The sequence below is a fragment of the Aquamicrobium sp. NLF2-7 genome (assembly GCF_022359935.1).
Lineage (GTDB): Bacteria > Pseudomonadota > Alphaproteobacteria > Rhizobiales > Rhizobiaceae > Mesorhizobium > Mesorhizobium lusatiense.
This window is the reverse complement of sequence record NZ_JAKSED010000001.1, coordinates 2,136,336-2,153,031: the sequence shown is the minus strand read 5'-3', so window position 1 is coordinate 2,153,031 and position 16,696 is coordinate 2,136,336. Positions and strand designations below refer to the sequence as shown.

The window sequence follows — 16,696 nt, the reverse complement described above, 5'->3', positions numbered from 1 at the left end:
TTTGATTAGGCGTTGGAATATGATTTTCTCCTGACAAAGGAGGGCATGATATGGCCAACGAGTTCTGGTTGAGCGACAAGCAGTGGGCGGCGATAGAGCCCTGCCTTCCAAGGAACCAGCCGGGCGCTCGGCGGGTTGATGACCGTCGGGTAATCTCTGGCATTGTTCACGTTCTGCGTTCGGGCTGCCGCTGGCGCGACTGCCCGCCTGTCTACGGCCCCTATACCACCGTCTACAATCGCTGGAACCGATGGTCTCGGCGCAAGGTCTGGCAGAAGCTCTTTGAAGCCTTGCGCTCGGTGTCGCCCGATGAGGACTTTCAGGCCATCGCTTCCACGACCGCCAAGGCACACCGTTCGGCCGCAGGTGGAAAAGGGGGGGCGGATGCGCAGGCGATCGGCCGCTCGCGCGGTGGCAGAATGACCAAGATCCATGCGGTCTGTGACGGCGCCGGCAGGGCCATCGCGTTCGAAGTGACGCCCGGCCAACGCGGCGATGTCCGCGTGGCCGCCGCCCTGCCCGGCCCGCTGGCGCCACCAAAGGTCTGAGCCGCCGATACGGCATATGATGCCAATGGCTTGCGTCAGTTCATGATCGAGCGCGCTACAGTGCCGGTCATTCCCAACAACCCGACCCGTAAGCGCCATCATCCTTTCGACATCGTGCTCTACAAACGCAGAAACCTCGTCGAACGCATGTTCTGCCGGCTGAAGGACTGGAGACGCATCGCGACACGATACGACAAGCTTGCCAGAAACTTCCTATCGGCCGTCACTCTCGCTGCAACAATCATATGGTGGACTGATTGAGTCCGAACCTTAGAGCGATGCCTGTTTTGATGGAATCGTCAAAAACGCTCTATCCATTTGTTTTGCCGCATTCCCGGATGCAAAGCTGCTTCGCACCTTTGCTGGGAATGCTCTACTCCGCCGCTTCGACCTTCGGGCCGGGGATGTAGTTAAGGATGGGTCCGAGCCAGCGCTCGGCGTCCTCGACGCTCATGTCCTTGCGCTGCGCGTAGTCCTCGACCTGATCGCGCTCGACCTTGGCAACGCCGAAATAGAAGCTTTCCGGGTGCGAGAAATAGAGGCCGGAAACGGAGGAGCCCGGCCACATCGCCATGCCTTCGGTGAGGCTGACGCCGGCCTGCTTTTCCGCGTCGAGCAGCCGGAAAAGCGTTACCTTTTCCGTATGGTCGGGCTGGGCGGGATAGCCCGGTGCGGGACGGATGCCCTGATAGGGCTCGCCGATGAGGTCGTCGGGCGACAGGTTCTCGTCGGGAGCATAGCCCCAGAACTCCTGCCGCACCTTCTCATGCATGCGCTCGGCAAAGGCTTCGGCAAAGCGGTCGGCGAGCGCCTTGACGAGGATCGAGGAGTAGTCGTCATTGGCGCGCTCGAAGCGCTCGGCAATCGCCACTTCCTCGATGCCGGCCGTCACCACGAAACCGCCCAGCCAGTCCGCCTTGCCGCTCTCCACAGGCGCTACGAAATCGGACAGGGCGAGGTTCGCCTTGCCGTCGCGTCTCGGCAATTGCTGGCGCAGCGTGAAGAAGGTGGCCAGTTCCTGGCTGCGGCTCTCGTCGGTGAACAGGCGAATGTCGTCGCCGACGGCGTTGGCGGGCCAGAAACCGATGACGGCTTTCGGTGCGAACCATTTTTCGTCGATGATCTTCTTCAGCATGGCCTGCGCGTCCTCGAACAGCTGGCGCGCAACGGCCCCCTGCTTTTCGTCTTCGAGGATTTTCGGGTAGCGGCCCTTCAGCTCCCATGTCTGGAAGAAAGGGGTCCAGTCGATGTAGCGCGCCAGTTCGGCCAGATCCCATGTCTCGAACACGCGAATGCCGGTGAAGGAGGGTTTTGGCGGCTCATAGGTCGCCCAGTCGATGCGATGGAGATTGGCGCGCGCCTTCGCCAGCGGCAGGCGCTGCTTCTCGCGCTCGGAGCGTTCATGCGCATCCGTGACCTTGCGGTATTCGGCGCGCAGGGCATCGACATAGCCGGGCTTGAGATCCTGCGACAACAGGCTGGAGACGACGCCAACCGCCCGGCTGGCATCCGTGACATAGACGGCCTGTCCGCGTTCGTAGCGCGGATGGATCTTCACCGCCGTGTGCACGCGGCTGGTGGTGGCCCCGCCGATCAGCAGCGGAATGTCGAAGCCTTCGCGCTCCATCTCCGCTGCCACATGCACCATCTCATCGAGCGAAGGCGTGATCAGGCCGGACAGACCGATGATGTCGACCTTTTCCGCCCGGGCCGTTTCGAGGATCTTCGCCGCGGGCACCATGACGCCGAGGTCGATGATCTCGTAATTGTTGCAGGCAAGGACCACGCCGACAATGTTCTTGCCGATGTCGTGGACGTCGCCCTTGACGGTCGCCATCAGGATCTTGCCGGCACTTTCGCGTTCGCCGCCGTCAATCCCGTTCTCGGCATTGGCGAGCTTCTCGGCTTCCATGTAGGGCAGCAGGACAGCCACCGCCTGCTTCATGACGCGCGCAGACTTGACCACCTGCGGCAGGAACATCTTGCCCGCGCCGAACAGGTCGCCGACCACGTTCATGCCGGCCATCAGCGGACCTTCGATGACATGCAGCGGACGCTCCGCAGCAAGCCGCGCCTCTTCCGTGTCGGCCTCGACGAATTCGGTTATGCCGTTCACCAGCGCATGTTCGAGCCGCTTTTCCACCGGCCATTCGCGCCATTTCAGGTCGCGTTCCTTGGCTTCCCTGGCGCCGGTGCCCTTGAAGCGCTCGGCAAGCTCCAGCAGGCGCTCCGTGGCAGAACCGCCCGCCTGCGGCTGGCGGTTGAGCACCACGTCTTCGCAGGCTTCGCGCAATTCCGGGTCGATCGTGTCATAGACCGCAAGCTGCCCGGCATTGACGATGCCCATGTCCATGCCCGCCTGAATGGCGTGGTAGAGGAACACGGCATGCATCGCCTCGCGCACCGGCTCGTTGCCGCGGAAGGAGAAGGACAGGTTGGAGACGCCGCCGGATATATGAACATGCGGCAGGGTGGACGTGATCTGGCGTGTCGCCTCGATGAAGTCGACGCCGTAATTGTCGTGCTCCTCGATGCCGGTGGCGACGGCGAACACGTTGGGATCGAAGATGATGTCCTCGGGCGCGAGCCCGGCCTTTTCCGTCAGCAGCTTGTAGGCGCGCGTGCAGATTTCAACCTTGCGCGCCTGCGTGTCGGCCTGACCCACCTCGTCGAAGGCCATGACGACGACAGCCGCGCCATACATGCGGCACAGATTCGCGTGATGCAGGAACGCCTCTTCGCCTTCCTTCATGGAGATCGAGTTGACGATCGGCTTGCCCTGCACGCATTTCAGCCCGGCCTCGATCACCTCCCATTTGGAGCTGTCGATCATCACCGGAACGCGGGCGATGTCGGGCTCGGCGGCGATCAGGTTGAGATACTCGACCATCGCCTTCTTCGAATCGATCAGGCCCTCGTCCATGTTGATGTCGATGACCTGCGCGCCATTGGCGACCTGATCGCGGGCGACGTCGAGGGCAGCGGCATAGTCACCTGAGGTGATCAGCTTGCGGAAACGGGCCGAGCCGGTGATGTTGGTGCGCTCGCCGACATTGACGAAGGGAATGTCCTTGGTGAGCGTAAAGGGTTCGAGACCCGACAGCCGCATCAGCGGCTTCACATTCGGGACGGTGCGCGGCTTGTGCCGTGAAACCGCCTCGGCGATCGCGGCAATGTGCTCGGGCGTCGAGCCGCAGCAGCCGCCCACCACATTGACCAGCCCCTCGCGTGCGAAGTCCTCGACCTGCTTCGCCATGAATTCCGGCGATTCGTCATACTGGCCGAAAGCGTTGGGCAGGCCGGCATTGGGGTAGGCGCAGGTGAAGGTATCGGCGACGACGGACAGTTCGGCCAGATGCGGGCGCATGGCGGCTGCGCCCAGCGCGCAGTTGAGGCCCACGGTGAACGGTTTGGCGTGGCGTATGGAGTGCCAGAAGGCTGTCGGCGTCTGGCCGGAAAGGGTGCGGCCCGAAAGGTCGGTGATGGTGCCGGAGATCATCACCGGCAGGTGAATGCCCTTCTCAACGAAGATTTCTTCCGCCGCGAAGATCGCCGCCTTGGCGTTCAGCGTATCGAAGATGGTCTCGATCAGGACAATATCGATGCCGCCGTCGATCAGGCCGCGCAACTGCTCGCCATAGGCGATGCGCAAATCGTCGAAGGTGACGGCGCGGTATCCGGGATTGTTGACGTCGGGCGAGAGCGAGGCGGTGCGGTTGGTGGGTCCCAGCGCGCCGGCGACGAAGCGGCGGCGGCCATCTTCCTGTTCGGCGCGGATCATGGCGCGGCGGGCAAGACGGGCGCCGTCGCGGTTCAGCTCATAGACCATCTCCTCCATGCCGTAGTCGCCCTGCGCGATCGAGGTGGAGGAGAAGGTGTTGGTTTCGACGATGTCGGCGCCTGCTTTGGCGTAGGCGTAATGGATATCTTCGATGGCCTTCGGCTGGGAAAGGATGAGCAGGTCGTTGTTGCCCTGCTGGTGACAGGCACAGCCGGTGAAGCGGTCGCCGCGGAAATGATCCTCATCGAAGCCGAGGCCCTGAATCTGGGTGCCCATGGCACCGTCGAGAACGAGAATGCGCTCACGCGCCGCGGCCTTCAGAGCGGCAAGGATTTCCGATCCGTCAGCCTTGCGGCCGACAGGTCCGAACAGGCCGTCCAGCGTTTGCGAATTCTGCGACATATCCCGGTCCCGATGTGAAGCATGCGAAATCGCATAAAGATATCTTTATGTCAACATATACAATTGCGAGCGCCCTGCTGTTCGGGAAATGAAAAACCCATCCCGTCACGCCTGGTGACGGGATGGGTGGCACGGTGCCCGAGGGGCAGGAAGGGGCAGGGGAGCGACACCTGCCCGGGCCGAAGCGCTGGCCGCCCCGGGTAAAATGACGGGGAAAGGGCGCAGGCTTTGGCGCGAGGCTCCGTGCTTCAGGGTCAGGAGCGACCCTGAATATGTGCGGCCACGAGCACGCCGATCGCGGGCGCCAGTGCGAACAGGGCGCAGACCCAGAAGGCTGCGGACGCCGCTCCCTCGACGCCGCCCGGCGTGCCGATGCCGGCGGTGTTGGAGATCATTCCGGCCAGCGCCGTGCCCATGGCGATGGCGAAGAGCTGCACCGTGGTCATGCCGCCGGTCGCCAGATCCTGCTCGTCGGCCGGGGCGCTGCGATAGACCTCGGTGACGAGGTTCGGCCAGGCGATGCCGATGCCGAGGCCCACGAGGATCAGCGCGAGGCAGATCGGGCCAAGCCACATCCAGGATCCGTTGCCCTGAACCGGCAGGCAGATGGCGAGGATGACCAGCCCGATGAAGGTGAGCGCGGGGCCAATCGTCAGCATGCCCTTGCCGCCGGACTGGCGGCGGGCGGAGAGCAGCGAGCCCAGCGTCCAGCCCATCGACATCATGGCAGCCAGATAGCCGGCCCACAGCGGCGTCTGCGCATGAAGCTGCTGGAGCATGTAGGGAACGTAGATCTCCGGCTGCATGGACAGCATCAGCAGCGCCACGCTGAGATAGAGGGGCGCGAGCGCCGAGGAGAAGCGGAACGAGCGGCGCGGCAGCAGGCGGGCGCCGGCGATCGCGTCGGTGCGCGCGATCAGCACGATCAGCACGAGCGCGCCGATCAGGCTTGCCGCGGCCCATTGCGTTTCGCTGGAGAGGCCGCCTGCCGAAACCGCCAGAACCGCCAGCGTCAGCAGGATGAGCTGGAGCACCGGCACGGGCGCGCGCTCGTTCCTGTCGCTGCTATGGCGCGGGAAGGCGAACAGCGCCAGCAGCGCGAAGCCGACGGCGAAGGGCATCAGCGACCAGAAGGCAGTGCGCCACGAGCCGCCATCGGCAAAGATGCCGCCGATGGCCGGACCGATCAGCGTGGCGATGCCGAACACGGCCGAGATGAGCCCGATCGCCCGGCCCCAGACCCGCTCTGGCAGCACGATGCGGGTCAGCGCATAGGCCAGCGCATAGAGGAAGCCACCGCCGAGGCCCTGAAGCGTACGGCCGATGAGCATGACCGACATGGTCGGCGCCATGGCGCAGGTCAGCGTGCCGGCGGCGAACAGCACCGAGGCGATGAAATAGGCACCGCGCGGACCCCACTGGCGCAGGAGATTGGCCGCCAGTGCTGCCCCCAGAATGGAGCCGACCACGAACAGCGTCATGGTCCAGGCATAGAAGTCGAGCCCGCCGATCTCCTGCACCACCGAAGGCATGACGGTGATGGCGATGTACATGTTGACGGAATAGAGCGTCACCCCGCCCGCCAGAACCAGCATCGGCATGGCGTTGCCGCCGGAAAACAGATCACCCCAGCCGGCCGGCGCCGGGGGCGAAAGGGCGGTATCGATCGAATCCTGCATTGTCGACTCCTGTTTTGGTCGACATGCCTTGTAGGACCTCAACCTTGGTTGAGGTCAAGCGCCTTTATCGCAGCTTCAGCCGGCGGGGTCCGGCCCCTTCGTCGCCCAGCACATCGTCGGGGTTGCGCAGCGGGCACTCCTCCAGAGACAGGCAGCCGCAGCCGATGCAACTGGCGATCTGATCGCGAAGCTGGAGCAGGCGGGTGATGCGGTCGTCGAGCATGCCGCGCCACTCGTCGGTGAACTTCTGCCAGTCGCGGGCATTCGGCACATGATCGTGCGGCAGATCGGTCAGCGCCTCGCGGATGCGCGCCAGCGGAATGCCGGCGCGCTGCGCGATGCGGATGATGGCGATGCGGCGCAGCACCGCGCGATGATAGCGGCGCTGGTTGCCCTGCGTGCGCCAGCCCTCGATCAGACCCTTGGTTTCGTAAAAATGCACGGTCGAGACGGCTATGCCGGAGCGCCGCGCGACCTCGCCCACCGTGAGAACGGCGGCCGGCTTTTTGGGCATGATCAAACCTCAACTATTGATGAGGTAATCATGGTATGCCGTAACGCTCAATGCAAGCCGCACTCCATGCGGCGACATGCGCGGGCGAAAGCCCTTTCCATAGACGGGTTTGATCGTCTAGAGCAGCCGGGAGCGTGCGTCAGCTCTCTTCCGAGCCGATGCGTCGCCTTCGATTTCGCAATTCCTCGACACCGGCTATGGAACGGGATGGCATGATGTATCCGCAGACAGAACTCTTCATCGATGGCGCGTGGAGCGCGGCTTCGGACGGCAGGACGATGGATGTGCTCAACCCGGCGACGGGTGAGGTGATCGGCACGGTGGCCTGCGCCACGCCGGCGGATCTCGACCGGGCACTTGCGGCTGCCGAGCGTGGTTTCCGCACATGGCGCAAGGTTTCGCCTTTCGAGCGCAGCAAGGTGCTGCGCGAGGCCGCACGCCTGATGCGCGAGCGCGCGCCGCGCATTGCCGGGCTTCTGACGATGGAGCAGGGCAAGCCGCTGGCCGAAGCGCTGACCGAGATCCACGGTTCCGCCGACATCATCGACTGGTGCGCCGAGGAAGGCCGCCGCACCTATGGCCGGGTCGTGCCGGCGCGCGCCGAAGGCATTTATCAGCTCGTGGTGAAGGAGCCGGTCGGCCCGGTTGCCGCCTTCACGCCGTGGAACTTCCCTGTCTCGCAGGCGGTGCGCAAGATTGCCGCGGCGCTGGCCACCGGCTGCTCCATCATCGTCAAGCCGCCGGAGGAAACGCCGGCCTCGCCGGCCGCCCTGGCCGATATCTTCAGGGATGCCGGCCTGCCGGACGGCGTGCTCAACCTTGTCTACGGCAACCCGCCCGACATATCGGGCTATCTGGTTCCGCATCCGGTCATCCGCAAGGTCTCGTTCACGGGCTCGGTGCCGGTCGGCAAGCATCTGGCCGCACTCGCCGGACAGCATATGAAGCGGGCGACGATGGAGCTCGGCGGTCACGCGCCGGCCATCGTGTTCGACGATGCCGATCTCGACAGGGCGGCCGACCTGCTGGCGGCATCGAAATTCCGCAATGCCGGGCAGGTGTGCGTGTCGCCCACGCGCTTCCTCATTCAGGAGCAGGCCTATCAGCCATTTCTCGACAAGTTCGTGGACCGCGTGAAATCCATCAAGGTCGGCGACGGTCTGGCCGAGGGCACGAAAATGGGCCCGCTGGTCAACGAGCGCCGGGTGCAGGCGGTCGACACGCTGATCTCCGAAGCGGTCAGCCAGGGCGCGAAGCTGGAAACCGGCGGCAAGCGCATCGGCAACAAGGGCAGCTTCTACGAGCCGACCGTGCTGTCGGGCGTGACCAGCGACATGCGTATCATGAACGAGGAGCCGTTCGGGCCGGTGGCGCTGGTCGCACCGTTCAGCGGTTTCGATGACGTCATCGCCGAGGCCAACCGCCTGCCTTACGGGCTTGCCGCCTATGCCTTCACTTCCTCGGCAAAGACGGCAACCGCGCTCGGCCAGGAACTGGAAACCGGCATGCTGACCCTAAATCATCTGGGCCTGGCGCTGCCGGAAGTGCCCTTCGGCGGCATCAAGGACAGCGGCTATGGTTCGGAAGGCGGCACCGAGGCGCTCGAAGCCTATCTCGTGACCAAATTCGTCAGCCAGTCCGGCGTGTAGGACGCTTTACCATGCATCGAAGGCCGGGTTCGTCCCGGCCTTTTCTGTTGTGAAGCCGGGGATGCCGGTCCCCCGCGTGGACCAATGCACTGACATTGACAATGCATCTGCCCGAAAACATGATGCATCAAATACCATAATGGCAGCGCTTTTCCCTGCCTGCCTGCCTGAACCCGAATGCAAGGAGCCGTCATGACAGCCCAGCCGAACTCAGTCGAAGCCCGCGATATAAGCTACCACATGCATTCCTACACCAATGCCCGCAGGCATGAGGAAATCGGGCCGCTGGTCATCGAAAAGGGCGACGGCATCTATGTCGAGGATGCATCGGGCAAGCGTTACATCGAAGCGATGGCGGGGCTGTGGAGCGTGGCGGTCGGCTTCTCCGAACAGCGTCTCGTCGATGCCGCCACGCGGCAGATGAAACAGTTGCCTTTCTATCATAATTTCACGCACAAAAGTCATGCGCCGGTGATCGATCTGGCCGAGAAGCTGGTGTCGATCGCGCCCGTGCCGATGAGCAAGGTGTTCTTCACCAACTCCGGCTCGGAAGCCAACGACACGGCCATGAAGATGATCTGGTATCGCTCCAATGCGCTGGGCCAGCCGCAGAAGAAGAAGATCATTTCGCGCAAGCGCGGCTATCACGGCGTCACCATTGCCTCGGCCAGCCTGACCGGCCTGCCCAACAACCACATTTCCTTCGACCTGCCGATCGCCAATGTGATCCACACCGGCACGCCGCATCACTATCGCGATGCGCAGCCCGGCGAGAGCGAGGAGGCTTTCGCCACCCGCCTCGCCGATGAGCTCGAACAGCTCATCCTCGCGGAAGGTCCGGATACGGTTGCCGCCTTCATCGGCGAGCCGGTGATGGGCGCAGGCGGCGTCGTCGTTCCGCCGGCCACCTACTGGGAGAAGATCCAGGCGGTTCTGGCGAAATACGACATCCTGCTGGTCGCCGACGAGGTCATCTGCGGTTTCGGCCGCACCGGCAGCATGTTCGGCTGCGAGACCTTCGGCATCAGGCCCGACATCCTCGTGATGTCGAAGCAGCTGTCCTCGTCCTATCTGCCGATCTCCGCCCTGCTCATCAACGATCGCGTCTACCAGCCGCTGGCCGACGAGAGCAACCGCATCGGCACGTTCGGCCATGGCTATACCGCCGGTGGCCATCCGGTTCCGGCGGCTGTCGCGCTCGAGAACCTCAGGATCATCGAGGAGAACGATCTGGTCGGCAATGCAAAGCGGGTCGGCGCCCACATGCAGAAGCGCCTGCGCGAGCTGGCGGATCATGAACTGGTTGGCGAAGTGCGTGGCGTCGGCCTGATCGCCGGAGTCGAGCTGGTGGCCGACAAGGCCACCAGGGCACCGTGGAAGAACGCCGGCGCGCTCGGCCTGCTGGTCAATGGCCATCTGCAGGAAAACGGCGTCATCTCGCGCAACATGGGCGATACGCTGGGCTTCTGCCCGCCGCTGATCATCACCGAGAGCCAGGTCGACGACATGGTCGCGGCGGTGAAAAAAGCTCTCGACGCCTCGCTGCCTGAAGTAAGGGGCTGACCCCCCTTCATTACGGGCCCTGCCCGTCGTGCGACTTATGGAAGCCGGCCGCCTCGAAAAGAGGGCGGCCGGTTTGCCTTTTCAGGGCCTTGCAGCGACCGGCAGGTTGCCTGCCTTTTCCATGCGCACGCCGATGCCCGCACCATCTGTGTCGAACAGCAGCTCGACGCCGCAGCGCGTGAACGCCCTGATGACCAGCTCTTCGGAGCCGCGCTGAAGCGCGTGGCGGTGGCATTCAAAATCCTTGATCGTGCTGCGCGAAACGCCGGCAGCGCTGGCGAGCCGGTCCTGTGTCCAGTTCAGAAGGCCACGCGCGGCCCGACACTGTTCGGGAAATATTTGCATCGATCAGCCCTTGCAGTACGGCGGTAGATTCAACCATAATGGATGAAATCAGGCAATATCGTCTCGACTCTATCCAAGGATCACCGCATGCTGGGCGGCGCGTCTCTCATCTGGATGATTGTGCTGCCGTTCGTGGCGAGCGCTGTCGCCGCGCTGCTGCCGTCCAATGCACGCAATGCCGAAGCATGGCTGGCCGGCGGTGTGATGCTCGTCATTTTCATCGTGGTGATGATGTCTTATCCGGACATCGCCGCGGGCAATGCGGTTCGTCAGGAAATCAGCTGGGTGCCGGAGCTGGGACTGGAGCTGGTCTTCCGTCTCGACGGCTTTGCCTGGATGTTCGCCATGCTGATTTCCGGCATCGGCTTCCTGGTGGTGATCTACACCCGCTACTACATGTCGCCGGAAGATCCCATTCCGCGCTTCTACATGTTTTTCCTTGCCTTTGCGGGGTCGATGCTGGGCGTCGTTCTGTCCGGAAACCTCATCCAGCTGGTGATCTTCTGGGAGATGACGAGCGTCTTCTCCTTCCTGCTGATCGGCTACTGGCATCACAATCCGGCGGCGCGCGATGGGGCGCGCATGTCGCTGACCGTCACCGGCATCGGCGGGCTGGCGCTGCTGGCCGGCATGCTACTGATCGGGCATGTGGTCGGCAGCTATGATCTGGACGAGGTGCTGGCCTCCGGAAATCTGTTGCGCGAGCATGATCTCTACACGCCGATCCTGATCCTCGTGCTGCTCGGCGCCTTCACCAAGAGCGCGCAGTTTCCGTTCCAGTTCTGGCTGCCGAACGCCATGGCCGCGCCGACGCCGGTTTCGGCGTTTCTGCACTCGGCCACCATGGTCAAGGCCGGCGTCTTCCTGATGACACGGATGTGGCCGGTGCTGGCGGGAACCTATGAGTGGTTCTTCATCGTCGGTCTGGCCGGCATGATCACGCTGGTTCTGGGAGCCTTCTTCTCGATCTTCCAGCAGGACATCAAGGGCCTGCTCGCCTATTCGACGATCAGCCATCTCGGCCTCATCACCATGCTGCTCAGCCTGGGAAGTCCGCTGGGCGCGGTCGCGGCGATCTTCCACATGATGAACCATGCCACCTTCAAGGCATCGCTGTTCATGGCCGCCGGCATCATCGATCATGAAACGGGAACGCGCGACATGCGCCGTCTCGGCGGGCTGCTCAGCGCCATGCCGATCACGGCGACGCTCGCCATGGTGGCGAGCGCGGCGATGGCGGGCGTGCCGCTGCTCAACGGCTTCCTGTCCAAGGAGATGTTCTTCGCCGAGGCGATCGAGCATCATGCCGATTCGTGGCTGGACACCATCGCGCCCTATGCCGCCGTCATCGCCAGCACCTTCGCCGTCACCTATTCGATCCGCTTCATTCACAGCGTCTTCTTCGGCAAGGCGCCCGAACCCCTGCCGCATGAGCCGCACGAACCGCCCTTCTTCATGCGCCTGCCGGTGCTCCTGCTGGTGCTGATCTGCCTCATCGTCGGCATCGTTCCGGGGCGCACCATCGGCCCCTACCTGCACAGCGCGGTGGTTTCGGTGCTCGGCGATTCCACGCCCTATTACAGCCTTTCCGTGTGGCACGGCTTCAACCTGCCGCTGATGATGAGCATCGTGGCGCTGGTCGCCGGCGTCCTGATGTTCCTCGTCATCCGCACCTATCTGGCGACCAGCGAAGAGGGGCCGCCCTTCTTCCGGCGGATCAACGGCCAGCGCATCTTCGAGCAGGTCATGGTCACGGTTTCCTGGCGCTGGGCGCGTTTCCTCGAAGGGTGGCTCGGAACCCGCCGTCTGCAGCCTCAGCTTCGCCTGCTGGTCGTCATCGCCTTCATTGCCGGCATCCTGTCGCTGTGGCGGGGGCCGATGCTGCCGGATGTCAAGCTGCCTGCCAGCAGCGATCTGGTCTTCTCCGCGCTGTGGCTGCTTGGAATGGCCTGCGCCATCGGGGCTGCCTATCAGGCGAAGTTCCACCGTCTGGTCGCTCTCATGCTGCTGAGCGGGGCAGGGCTGATCACCTGCATCACCTTCGTGTGGCTCTCCGCGCCCGATCTGGCGCTGACCCAGCTTCTGGTGGAAGTCGTCACCACGGTGCTGATCCTGCTTGGCCTGCGCTGGCTGCCGCAGCGTTTTCAGGAAGTCGAGACGCCGGTGCAGGCGTTCTGGGCGCAACTGCGCCGCTACCGCGACTTTGCGATGGCGATTGCCTGCGGGCTCGGCATGGCGATCATCTCCTATGCGGTGATGGCGCGCCGGCCGCCGCAGACCATTGCCGACTATTTCGTGGAGAATGCCTATACGCTGGGCGGCGGCACCAATGTCGTCAACGTGATCCTCGTCGATTTCCGCGGCTTCGACACGTTCGGCGAGATCACCGTTCTCGGCATCGTCGCCATCACCGTCTTCGTGCTGCTGCGCCGCTTCCGCCCCGCACCGGAGAGTGTCGGCTCGACCGACCAGCAGCGCAGACAGTCGGCGGATGATCCGGCCGCCAAGCCGGGCGCCGGCACCATTGCCAGCGACTATCTGTATGTGCCTTCCGTCATCATGCAATGGATGTTCCCGGTCATCATCGTTCTGTCGGCCTATCTGTTCCTGCGCGGACATGATCTGCCGGGCGGTGGTTTCGTGGCGGGCATTGCGCTGGCCTCGGCGTTCATCCTGCAATATCTGGCTGCCGGAACGCGCTGGGTGGAGGAGCGGCTGAGAGTGCTGCCGGTCAAGTGGATCGGCTGGGGGCTGCTGATCGCCGCCGCCACAGGCATGGGCTCCTGGGCACTGGGCTATCCCTTCCTGACGTCGCACGCGCAATATGTGGACCTGCCCGTGATCGGAAAAGTACCGGCCGCGACGGCCCTGTTCTTCGATCTCGGCGTCTTCGCGCTGGTTCTCGGCGCCACGGTCCTGATGCTGATCGCGCTGGCGCACCAGTCCATCCGCAAGCTCAGGGTGGCGAAGACGGCGACCCTTGCCGAGCAGGAGGTGCAATGACCGAACTGACCCTCTCGCTCGCCATCGGCGTTCTGGTCGGCTCCGGCGTCTGGCTGCTTCTGCGGCCGCGCACCTATCAGGTGATCGTCGGCCTGTCGCTGATCGCCTATGGCGTCAACCTGTTCATCTTTTCCATGGGGCGGCTGCGCAGCGGCGTGCCGCCGGTGCTGGATACGGGCGGCGTGGTTGACCCGACAGCCTATACAGACCCGGTCCCGCAGGCGCTGGTGCTGACCGCCATCGTCATCGGCTTCGCCACCACAGCGCTGTTTCTGGTGGTGATGCTCGTGGCCCGCGGTTTGACCGGAAGCGACCATGTCGACGGCAGGGAGCCGTGATGCAGCTGGCCAATCATCTCGATATAGCGCCCATCATCCTGCCGCTGGTCACAGGCGCATTCCTGCTCCTGTTCGACGAAAGGCGGCATACCTTCAAGTCGCTGGTCAATATCGCGGCCACGCTCGGCCTGCTTCTTATTGCCGGCACTCTGGTGGCTCAGGCTGATGTCGAAGGTTCGGTGGCCAGCGTCTACCTGCTGGGCAACTGGGCCGCACCTTACGGCATCGTGCTGGTGGTTGACCGGCTTTCGGCAATGATGCTTTTGCTGACCGCCCTGCTGGCGACTGCGGCGCTGGTGTTCTCGCTGGCGCGCTGGCACAAGGCCGGCCCGCATTTCCATTCGCTGTTCCAGTTCCTGCTCATGGGCCTGAACGGCGCCTTCCTCACCGGCGACCTGTTCAATCTGTTCGTCTTCTTCGAGGTTCTGCTGGCCGCATCCTACGGGCTGATGCTGCATGGGCTGGGTGTGACGCGGGTGCGTTTCGGCATGCACTACATCGCCGTCAATCTCGCCGCCTCGATGCTGTTCCTGATCGGCGTCAGCCTCATCTATGGCGTCACCGGAACGCTCAACATGGCAGACCTTGCCGTGCGCATTCCGGCCGTCCCGGCGCAGGACAGGGCGCTTCTGGAGGCCGGAACCGCCATTCTGGGCATCGCCTTCCTCACCAAGGCCGGCATCTGGCCGCTGTGCTTCTGGCTGCCCGGCGCCTATTCGGCGGCGGCGGCACCCGTTGCCGCGATCTTCTCGATCATGACCAAGGTCGGCGTCTATGCGGTGCTGCGCCTGTCGCCGCTGCTGCTCGGCGCGCGCGCCGGCGATTCCGCCAGCTTCGGCGACGTCGGCCTGCTGGTCGCCGGTCTGGTGACGATGGCCTTCGGCACCATCGGCGTTCTGGCCTCGCAGGCCATGGCGCGCCTCGTTTCCTACAGCGTTCTGGTTTCCTCGGGCACGCTGCTGGCGGCGGTGGGCATGGCCGATGCCGGCGTCACCACCGGAGCGCTGTTCTATATGGTCTCCTCCACGCTCACCATCGGCGCGCTGTTCCTGCTGGTCGAACTGGTCGACCGTTCGCAGGACCCCGCCGCCAACGTTCTTGCGGTGACGATGGAGGCCTATGGCGACGATCCGGAAGAAGAGGAGATCGACGAGGAAGTGGGCGTAACCCTGCCGGCAACGCTTGCCATTCTCGGCATCTGCTTCGTGCTGTGCGGGCTGCTCCTGTCCGGGCTGCCGCCGCTGTCGGGCTTCCTCGGCAAGTTCGCGCTGCTGTCGGCGGCGCTGTCGGCCGGCGATGACGGCGCGATTTCCGGCATGGCCTGGGCCTTCTTCGCCGTCCTCATCATCTCGGGCCTGTTTGCCATGGTGGCGATGCTGCGCGTCGGCATCCGCACCTTCTGGGCGCCGCCCATCGAGGGCGTGGTGCCGCGCGTGCTGGTGGTGGAGTTTGCGCCGGTGGCGCTGCTTCTGGCGCTGTGCGTGGTGATGACGGTCAAGGCCGGGCCGGTGATGGCCTATGTCGATGCCACCTCGCAATCGCTGCACTCGCCGGATGCCTATATCGAAGGCGTGCTTTCGGCCCGTCAGGTACCGTCGCCGAAGATGGAGGCCGGCCGATGACACGCCTGCTTCCCTATCCGCTGCTGGCCGTCTCGCTGCTGTTCATGTGGCTGCTGCTCAACGGTTTCACGGCCGGACATTTCCTGCTGGGAGCCGTCATTGCGCTGGTCGCGGCATCGACCATGTCGGCCCTGCAGCCGTCCAAGCCGCGCATCCGCCGCTGGAGCAGCATCGCCACGCTGATGGGCGTCGTCTTCGTCGACATCCTGCGTTCCAACATAGCGGTAGCTCGCATCAACCTCGGCGGCAGGAAGCTGGAGGTCGTCTCCGGCTTCGTGGCTATCCCGCTGGAAATGCGCGATCCGACCGGCCTCGCCTTCCTCGCCTGCATCATCACCAGCACGCCCGGCACCGCCTGGGTGGAATACCGGTCGACTGAAGATCTTCTGCTGATCCATGTGCTGGATCTGGTCAGCGAGGAATCGTGGAGCGAACTGATCAAGGGCCGCTACGAGGCGCTGCTGATGGAGATTTTCGAATGAGCGTCACCATTCTGTTCTGGTCCGTCACGCTGGCGCAGCTCTTCCTTGCGGCAGCGGCCCTGTGCTGCGGCGTGAGGCTGTTCAAGGGACCGCGCGCGCAGGACAGGGTGCTGGCCCTCGACGCGCTCTATGTCTGCGCCATGCTGTTGCTGATCACCTTCGGCATCCGCACCGGCTCGACGCTCTATTTCGAGGGGGCTCTGGTGATCTCCCTGCTCGGTTTCGTCTCGACCTCGGCGCTGGCGAAGTTCCTCATGCGCGGGGAGGTGATCGAATGAGCCACGCCGCCGAACTCCCGCTGTGGGCGGCGCTCATCGTCGCTTTCCTGCTGCTTCTGGGGTCGGGCCTGACGCTGCTCGGCACGATCGGGCTGGTGCGTCTCGACAGCTTCTACAAGCGCGTCCATTCGCCGACGCTCGGCACCACATGGGGCACGGGCGGCATATTGCTGGCTTCGATGCTGTTCTTTTCGGTGATCGAAAGCCGCCCGGTGCTGCACGAGCTGCTGATCGCGGTGTTCGTCACCGTGACGACGCCGGTGACGCTGATGCTGCTGGCGCGCGCGGCGCTGTTCCGCGACCGCACCGAGAAGAATCCCGAGGTTCCGACCTTTACTGCCGTTGCGGAGCGCTCGTCGGAAGTGGTGGCGCGCGGCGTCAACAATGGCGGGACGGTAGAGGGCTGATCGCGCGCGGCGGGTTCCCTGCTCAAAGGGCTCCGGACGCGTGTCGCGATTTTTCCGATGCGCTTCTTATGCTTTAAGCCCCCCT

The 16,696-nt window shown here is 64.1% G+C and carries 12 protein-coding genes and 1 pseudogene; 9 read left to right on the top strand and 4 right to left on the bottom strand.

The features are described 5' to 3' along the window. Window positions 1–50 precede the first annotated feature (50 nt). Window positions 51–809, top strand: a pseudogene (locus tag MIC97_RS10685) (IS5 family transposase). Window positions 810–921: 112 nt separating this feature from the next. Here MIC97_RS10685 and metH read toward each other — a convergent pair. The 3 genes from metH to soxR form a co-directional block, all read right to left on the bottom strand. Beyond that, on the bottom strand, window positions 922–4,731 hold the full coding sequence (gene metH / locus MIC97_RS10680) for a methionine synthase (RefSeq protein ID WP_239799996.1): 3,810 nt from the start codon (window positions 4,729–4,731) through the stop codon (window positions 922–924). A 254-nt stretch (window positions 4,732–4,985) separates the two neighbouring features. Then, on the bottom strand, window positions 4,986–6,410 hold the full coding sequence (locus tag MIC97_RS10675; protein WP_239799995.1) for an MFS transporter: 1,425 nt from the start codon (window positions 6,408–6,410) through the stop codon (window positions 4,986–4,988). 64 nt (window positions 6,411–6,474) lie between these two features. After that, window positions 6,475–6,924 (bottom strand): redox-sensitive transcriptional activator SoxR, encoded by a 450-nt coding sequence (gene soxR / locus MIC97_RS10670; protein WP_239799994.1) that lies wholly within the window; start codon window positions 6,922–6,924, stop codon window positions 6,475–6,477. A gap of 212 nt (window positions 6,925–7,136) precedes the next feature. Here soxR and MIC97_RS10665 point away from each other — a divergent pair, with 212 nt between their 5' ends. Then, complete coding sequence (locus MIC97_RS10665) at window positions 7,137–8,573, top strand: NAD-dependent succinate-semialdehyde dehydrogenase (protein ID WP_239799993.1); 1,437 nt, start codon at window positions 7,137–7,139, stop codon at window positions 8,571–8,573. Window positions 8,574–8,765: 192 nt separating this feature from the next. After that, the gene (locus MIC97_RS10660) at window positions 8,766–10,136 is read left to right on the top strand and encodes an aspartate aminotransferase family protein (RefSeq protein ID WP_239799992.1); all 1,371 of its coding nucleotides are present in this window, start codon (window positions 8,766–8,768) and stop codon (window positions 10,134–10,136) included. Between the two features lie 81 nt (window positions 10,137–10,217). Here MIC97_RS10660 and MIC97_RS10655 read toward each other — a convergent pair whose 3' ends face one another. Beyond that, complete coding sequence (locus MIC97_RS10655; protein WP_239799991.1) at window positions 10,218–10,481, bottom strand: helix-turn-helix domain-containing protein; 264 nt, start codon at window positions 10,479–10,481, stop codon at window positions 10,218–10,220. 87 nt (window positions 10,482–10,568) lie between these two features. On the opposite strand from MIC97_RS10655, the gene MIC97_RS10650 reads away from it, so the two are divergent. From MIC97_RS10650 to mnhG, 6 genes are read left to right on the top strand one after another with little or no spacing between them, the layout of a single operon-like run. Beyond that, entirely contained in the window at window positions 10,569–13,484 is a 2,916-nt protein-coding gene (locus tag MIC97_RS10650; RefSeq protein ID WP_239799990.1) for a monovalent cation/H+ antiporter subunit A, read from the top strand. Continuing rightward, the gene (locus MIC97_RS10645) at window positions 13,481–13,822 is read left to right on the top strand and encodes a Na+/H+ antiporter subunit C (protein ID WP_239799989.1); all 342 of its coding nucleotides are present in this window, start codon (window positions 13,481–13,483) and stop codon (window positions 13,820–13,822) included. The genes MIC97_RS10650 and MIC97_RS10645 overlap by 4 nt, the downstream gene beginning before the upstream one ends. Next, the gene (locus tag MIC97_RS10640) at window positions 13,822–15,444 is read left to right on the top strand and encodes a monovalent cation/H+ antiporter subunit D (RefSeq protein ID WP_183825567.1); all 1,623 of its coding nucleotides are present in this window, start codon (window positions 13,822–13,824) and stop codon (window positions 15,442–15,444) included. The genes MIC97_RS10645 and MIC97_RS10640 overlap by 1 nt, the downstream gene beginning before the upstream one ends. Continuing rightward, window positions 15,441–15,926, top strand: coding sequence for a Na+/H+ antiporter subunit E (locus MIC97_RS10635; protein WP_239799988.1), 486 nt, complete (start codon window positions 15,441–15,443; stop codon window positions 15,924–15,926). The genes MIC97_RS10640 and MIC97_RS10635 overlap by 4 nt, the downstream gene beginning before the upstream one ends. Further along, window positions 15,923–16,204 carry a K+/H+ antiporter subunit F gene (locus MIC97_RS10630; protein WP_239799987.1) on the top strand — a complete coding sequence of 94 codons (282 nt, stop codon included), beginning with the start codon at window positions 15,923–15,925 and terminating at the stop codon, window positions 16,202–16,204. The genes MIC97_RS10635 and MIC97_RS10630 overlap by 4 nt, the downstream gene beginning before the upstream one ends. Continuing rightward, window positions 16,201–16,611, top strand: a complete 411-nt coding sequence (gene mnhG / locus MIC97_RS10625; protein ID WP_239799986.1) for a monovalent cation/H(+) antiporter subunit G — start codon at window positions 16,201–16,203, stop codon at window positions 16,609–16,611. Before MIC97_RS10630 ends, mnhG begins: the two co-directional genes overlap by 4 nt. Window positions 16,612–16,696 lie beyond the last annotated feature (85 nt).

Coding starts and splice junctions, on each gene's coding strand:
- metH (WP_239799996.1), bottom strand. CDS start 4,731: ATGTCGCAGAATTCGCAAACGCTGGACGGCCTGTTCGGACCTGTCGGC.
- MIC97_RS10675 (WP_239799995.1), bottom strand. CDS start 6,410: ATGCAGGATTCGATCGATACCGCCCTTTCGCCCCCGGCGCCGGCCGGC.
- soxR (WP_239799994.1), bottom strand. CDS start 6,924: ATGCCCAAAAAGCCGGCCGCCGTTCTCACGGTGGGCGAGGTCGCGCGG.
- MIC97_RS10665 (WP_239799993.1), top strand. CDS start 7,137: ATGATGTATCCGCAGACAGAACTCTTCATCGATGGCGCGTGGAGCGCG.
- MIC97_RS10660 (WP_239799992.1), top strand. CDS start 8,766: ATGACAGCCCAGCCGAACTCAGTCGAAGCCCGCGATATAAGCTACCAC.
- MIC97_RS10655 (WP_239799991.1), bottom strand. CDS start 10,481: ATGCAAATATTTCCCGAACAGTGTCGGGCCGCGCGTGGCCTTCTGAAC.
- MIC97_RS10650 (WP_239799990.1), top strand. CDS start 10,569: ATGCTGGGCGGCGCGTCTCTCATCTGGATGATTGTGCTGCCGTTCGTG.
- MIC97_RS10645 (WP_239799989.1), top strand. CDS start 13,481: ATGACCGAACTGACCCTCTCGCTCGCCATCGGCGTTCTGGTCGGCTCC.
- MIC97_RS10640 (WP_183825567.1), top strand. CDS start 13,822: ATGCAGCTGGCCAATCATCTCGATATAGCGCCCATCATCCTGCCGCTG.
- MIC97_RS10635 (WP_239799988.1), top strand. CDS start 15,441: ATGACACGCCTGCTTCCCTATCCGCTGCTGGCCGTCTCGCTGCTGTTC.
- MIC97_RS10630 (WP_239799987.1), top strand. CDS start 15,923: ATGAGCGTCACCATTCTGTTCTGGTCCGTCACGCTGGCGCAGCTCTTC.
- mnhG (WP_239799986.1), top strand. CDS start 16,201: ATGAGCCACGCCGCCGAACTCCCGCTGTGGGCGGCGCTCATCGTCGCT.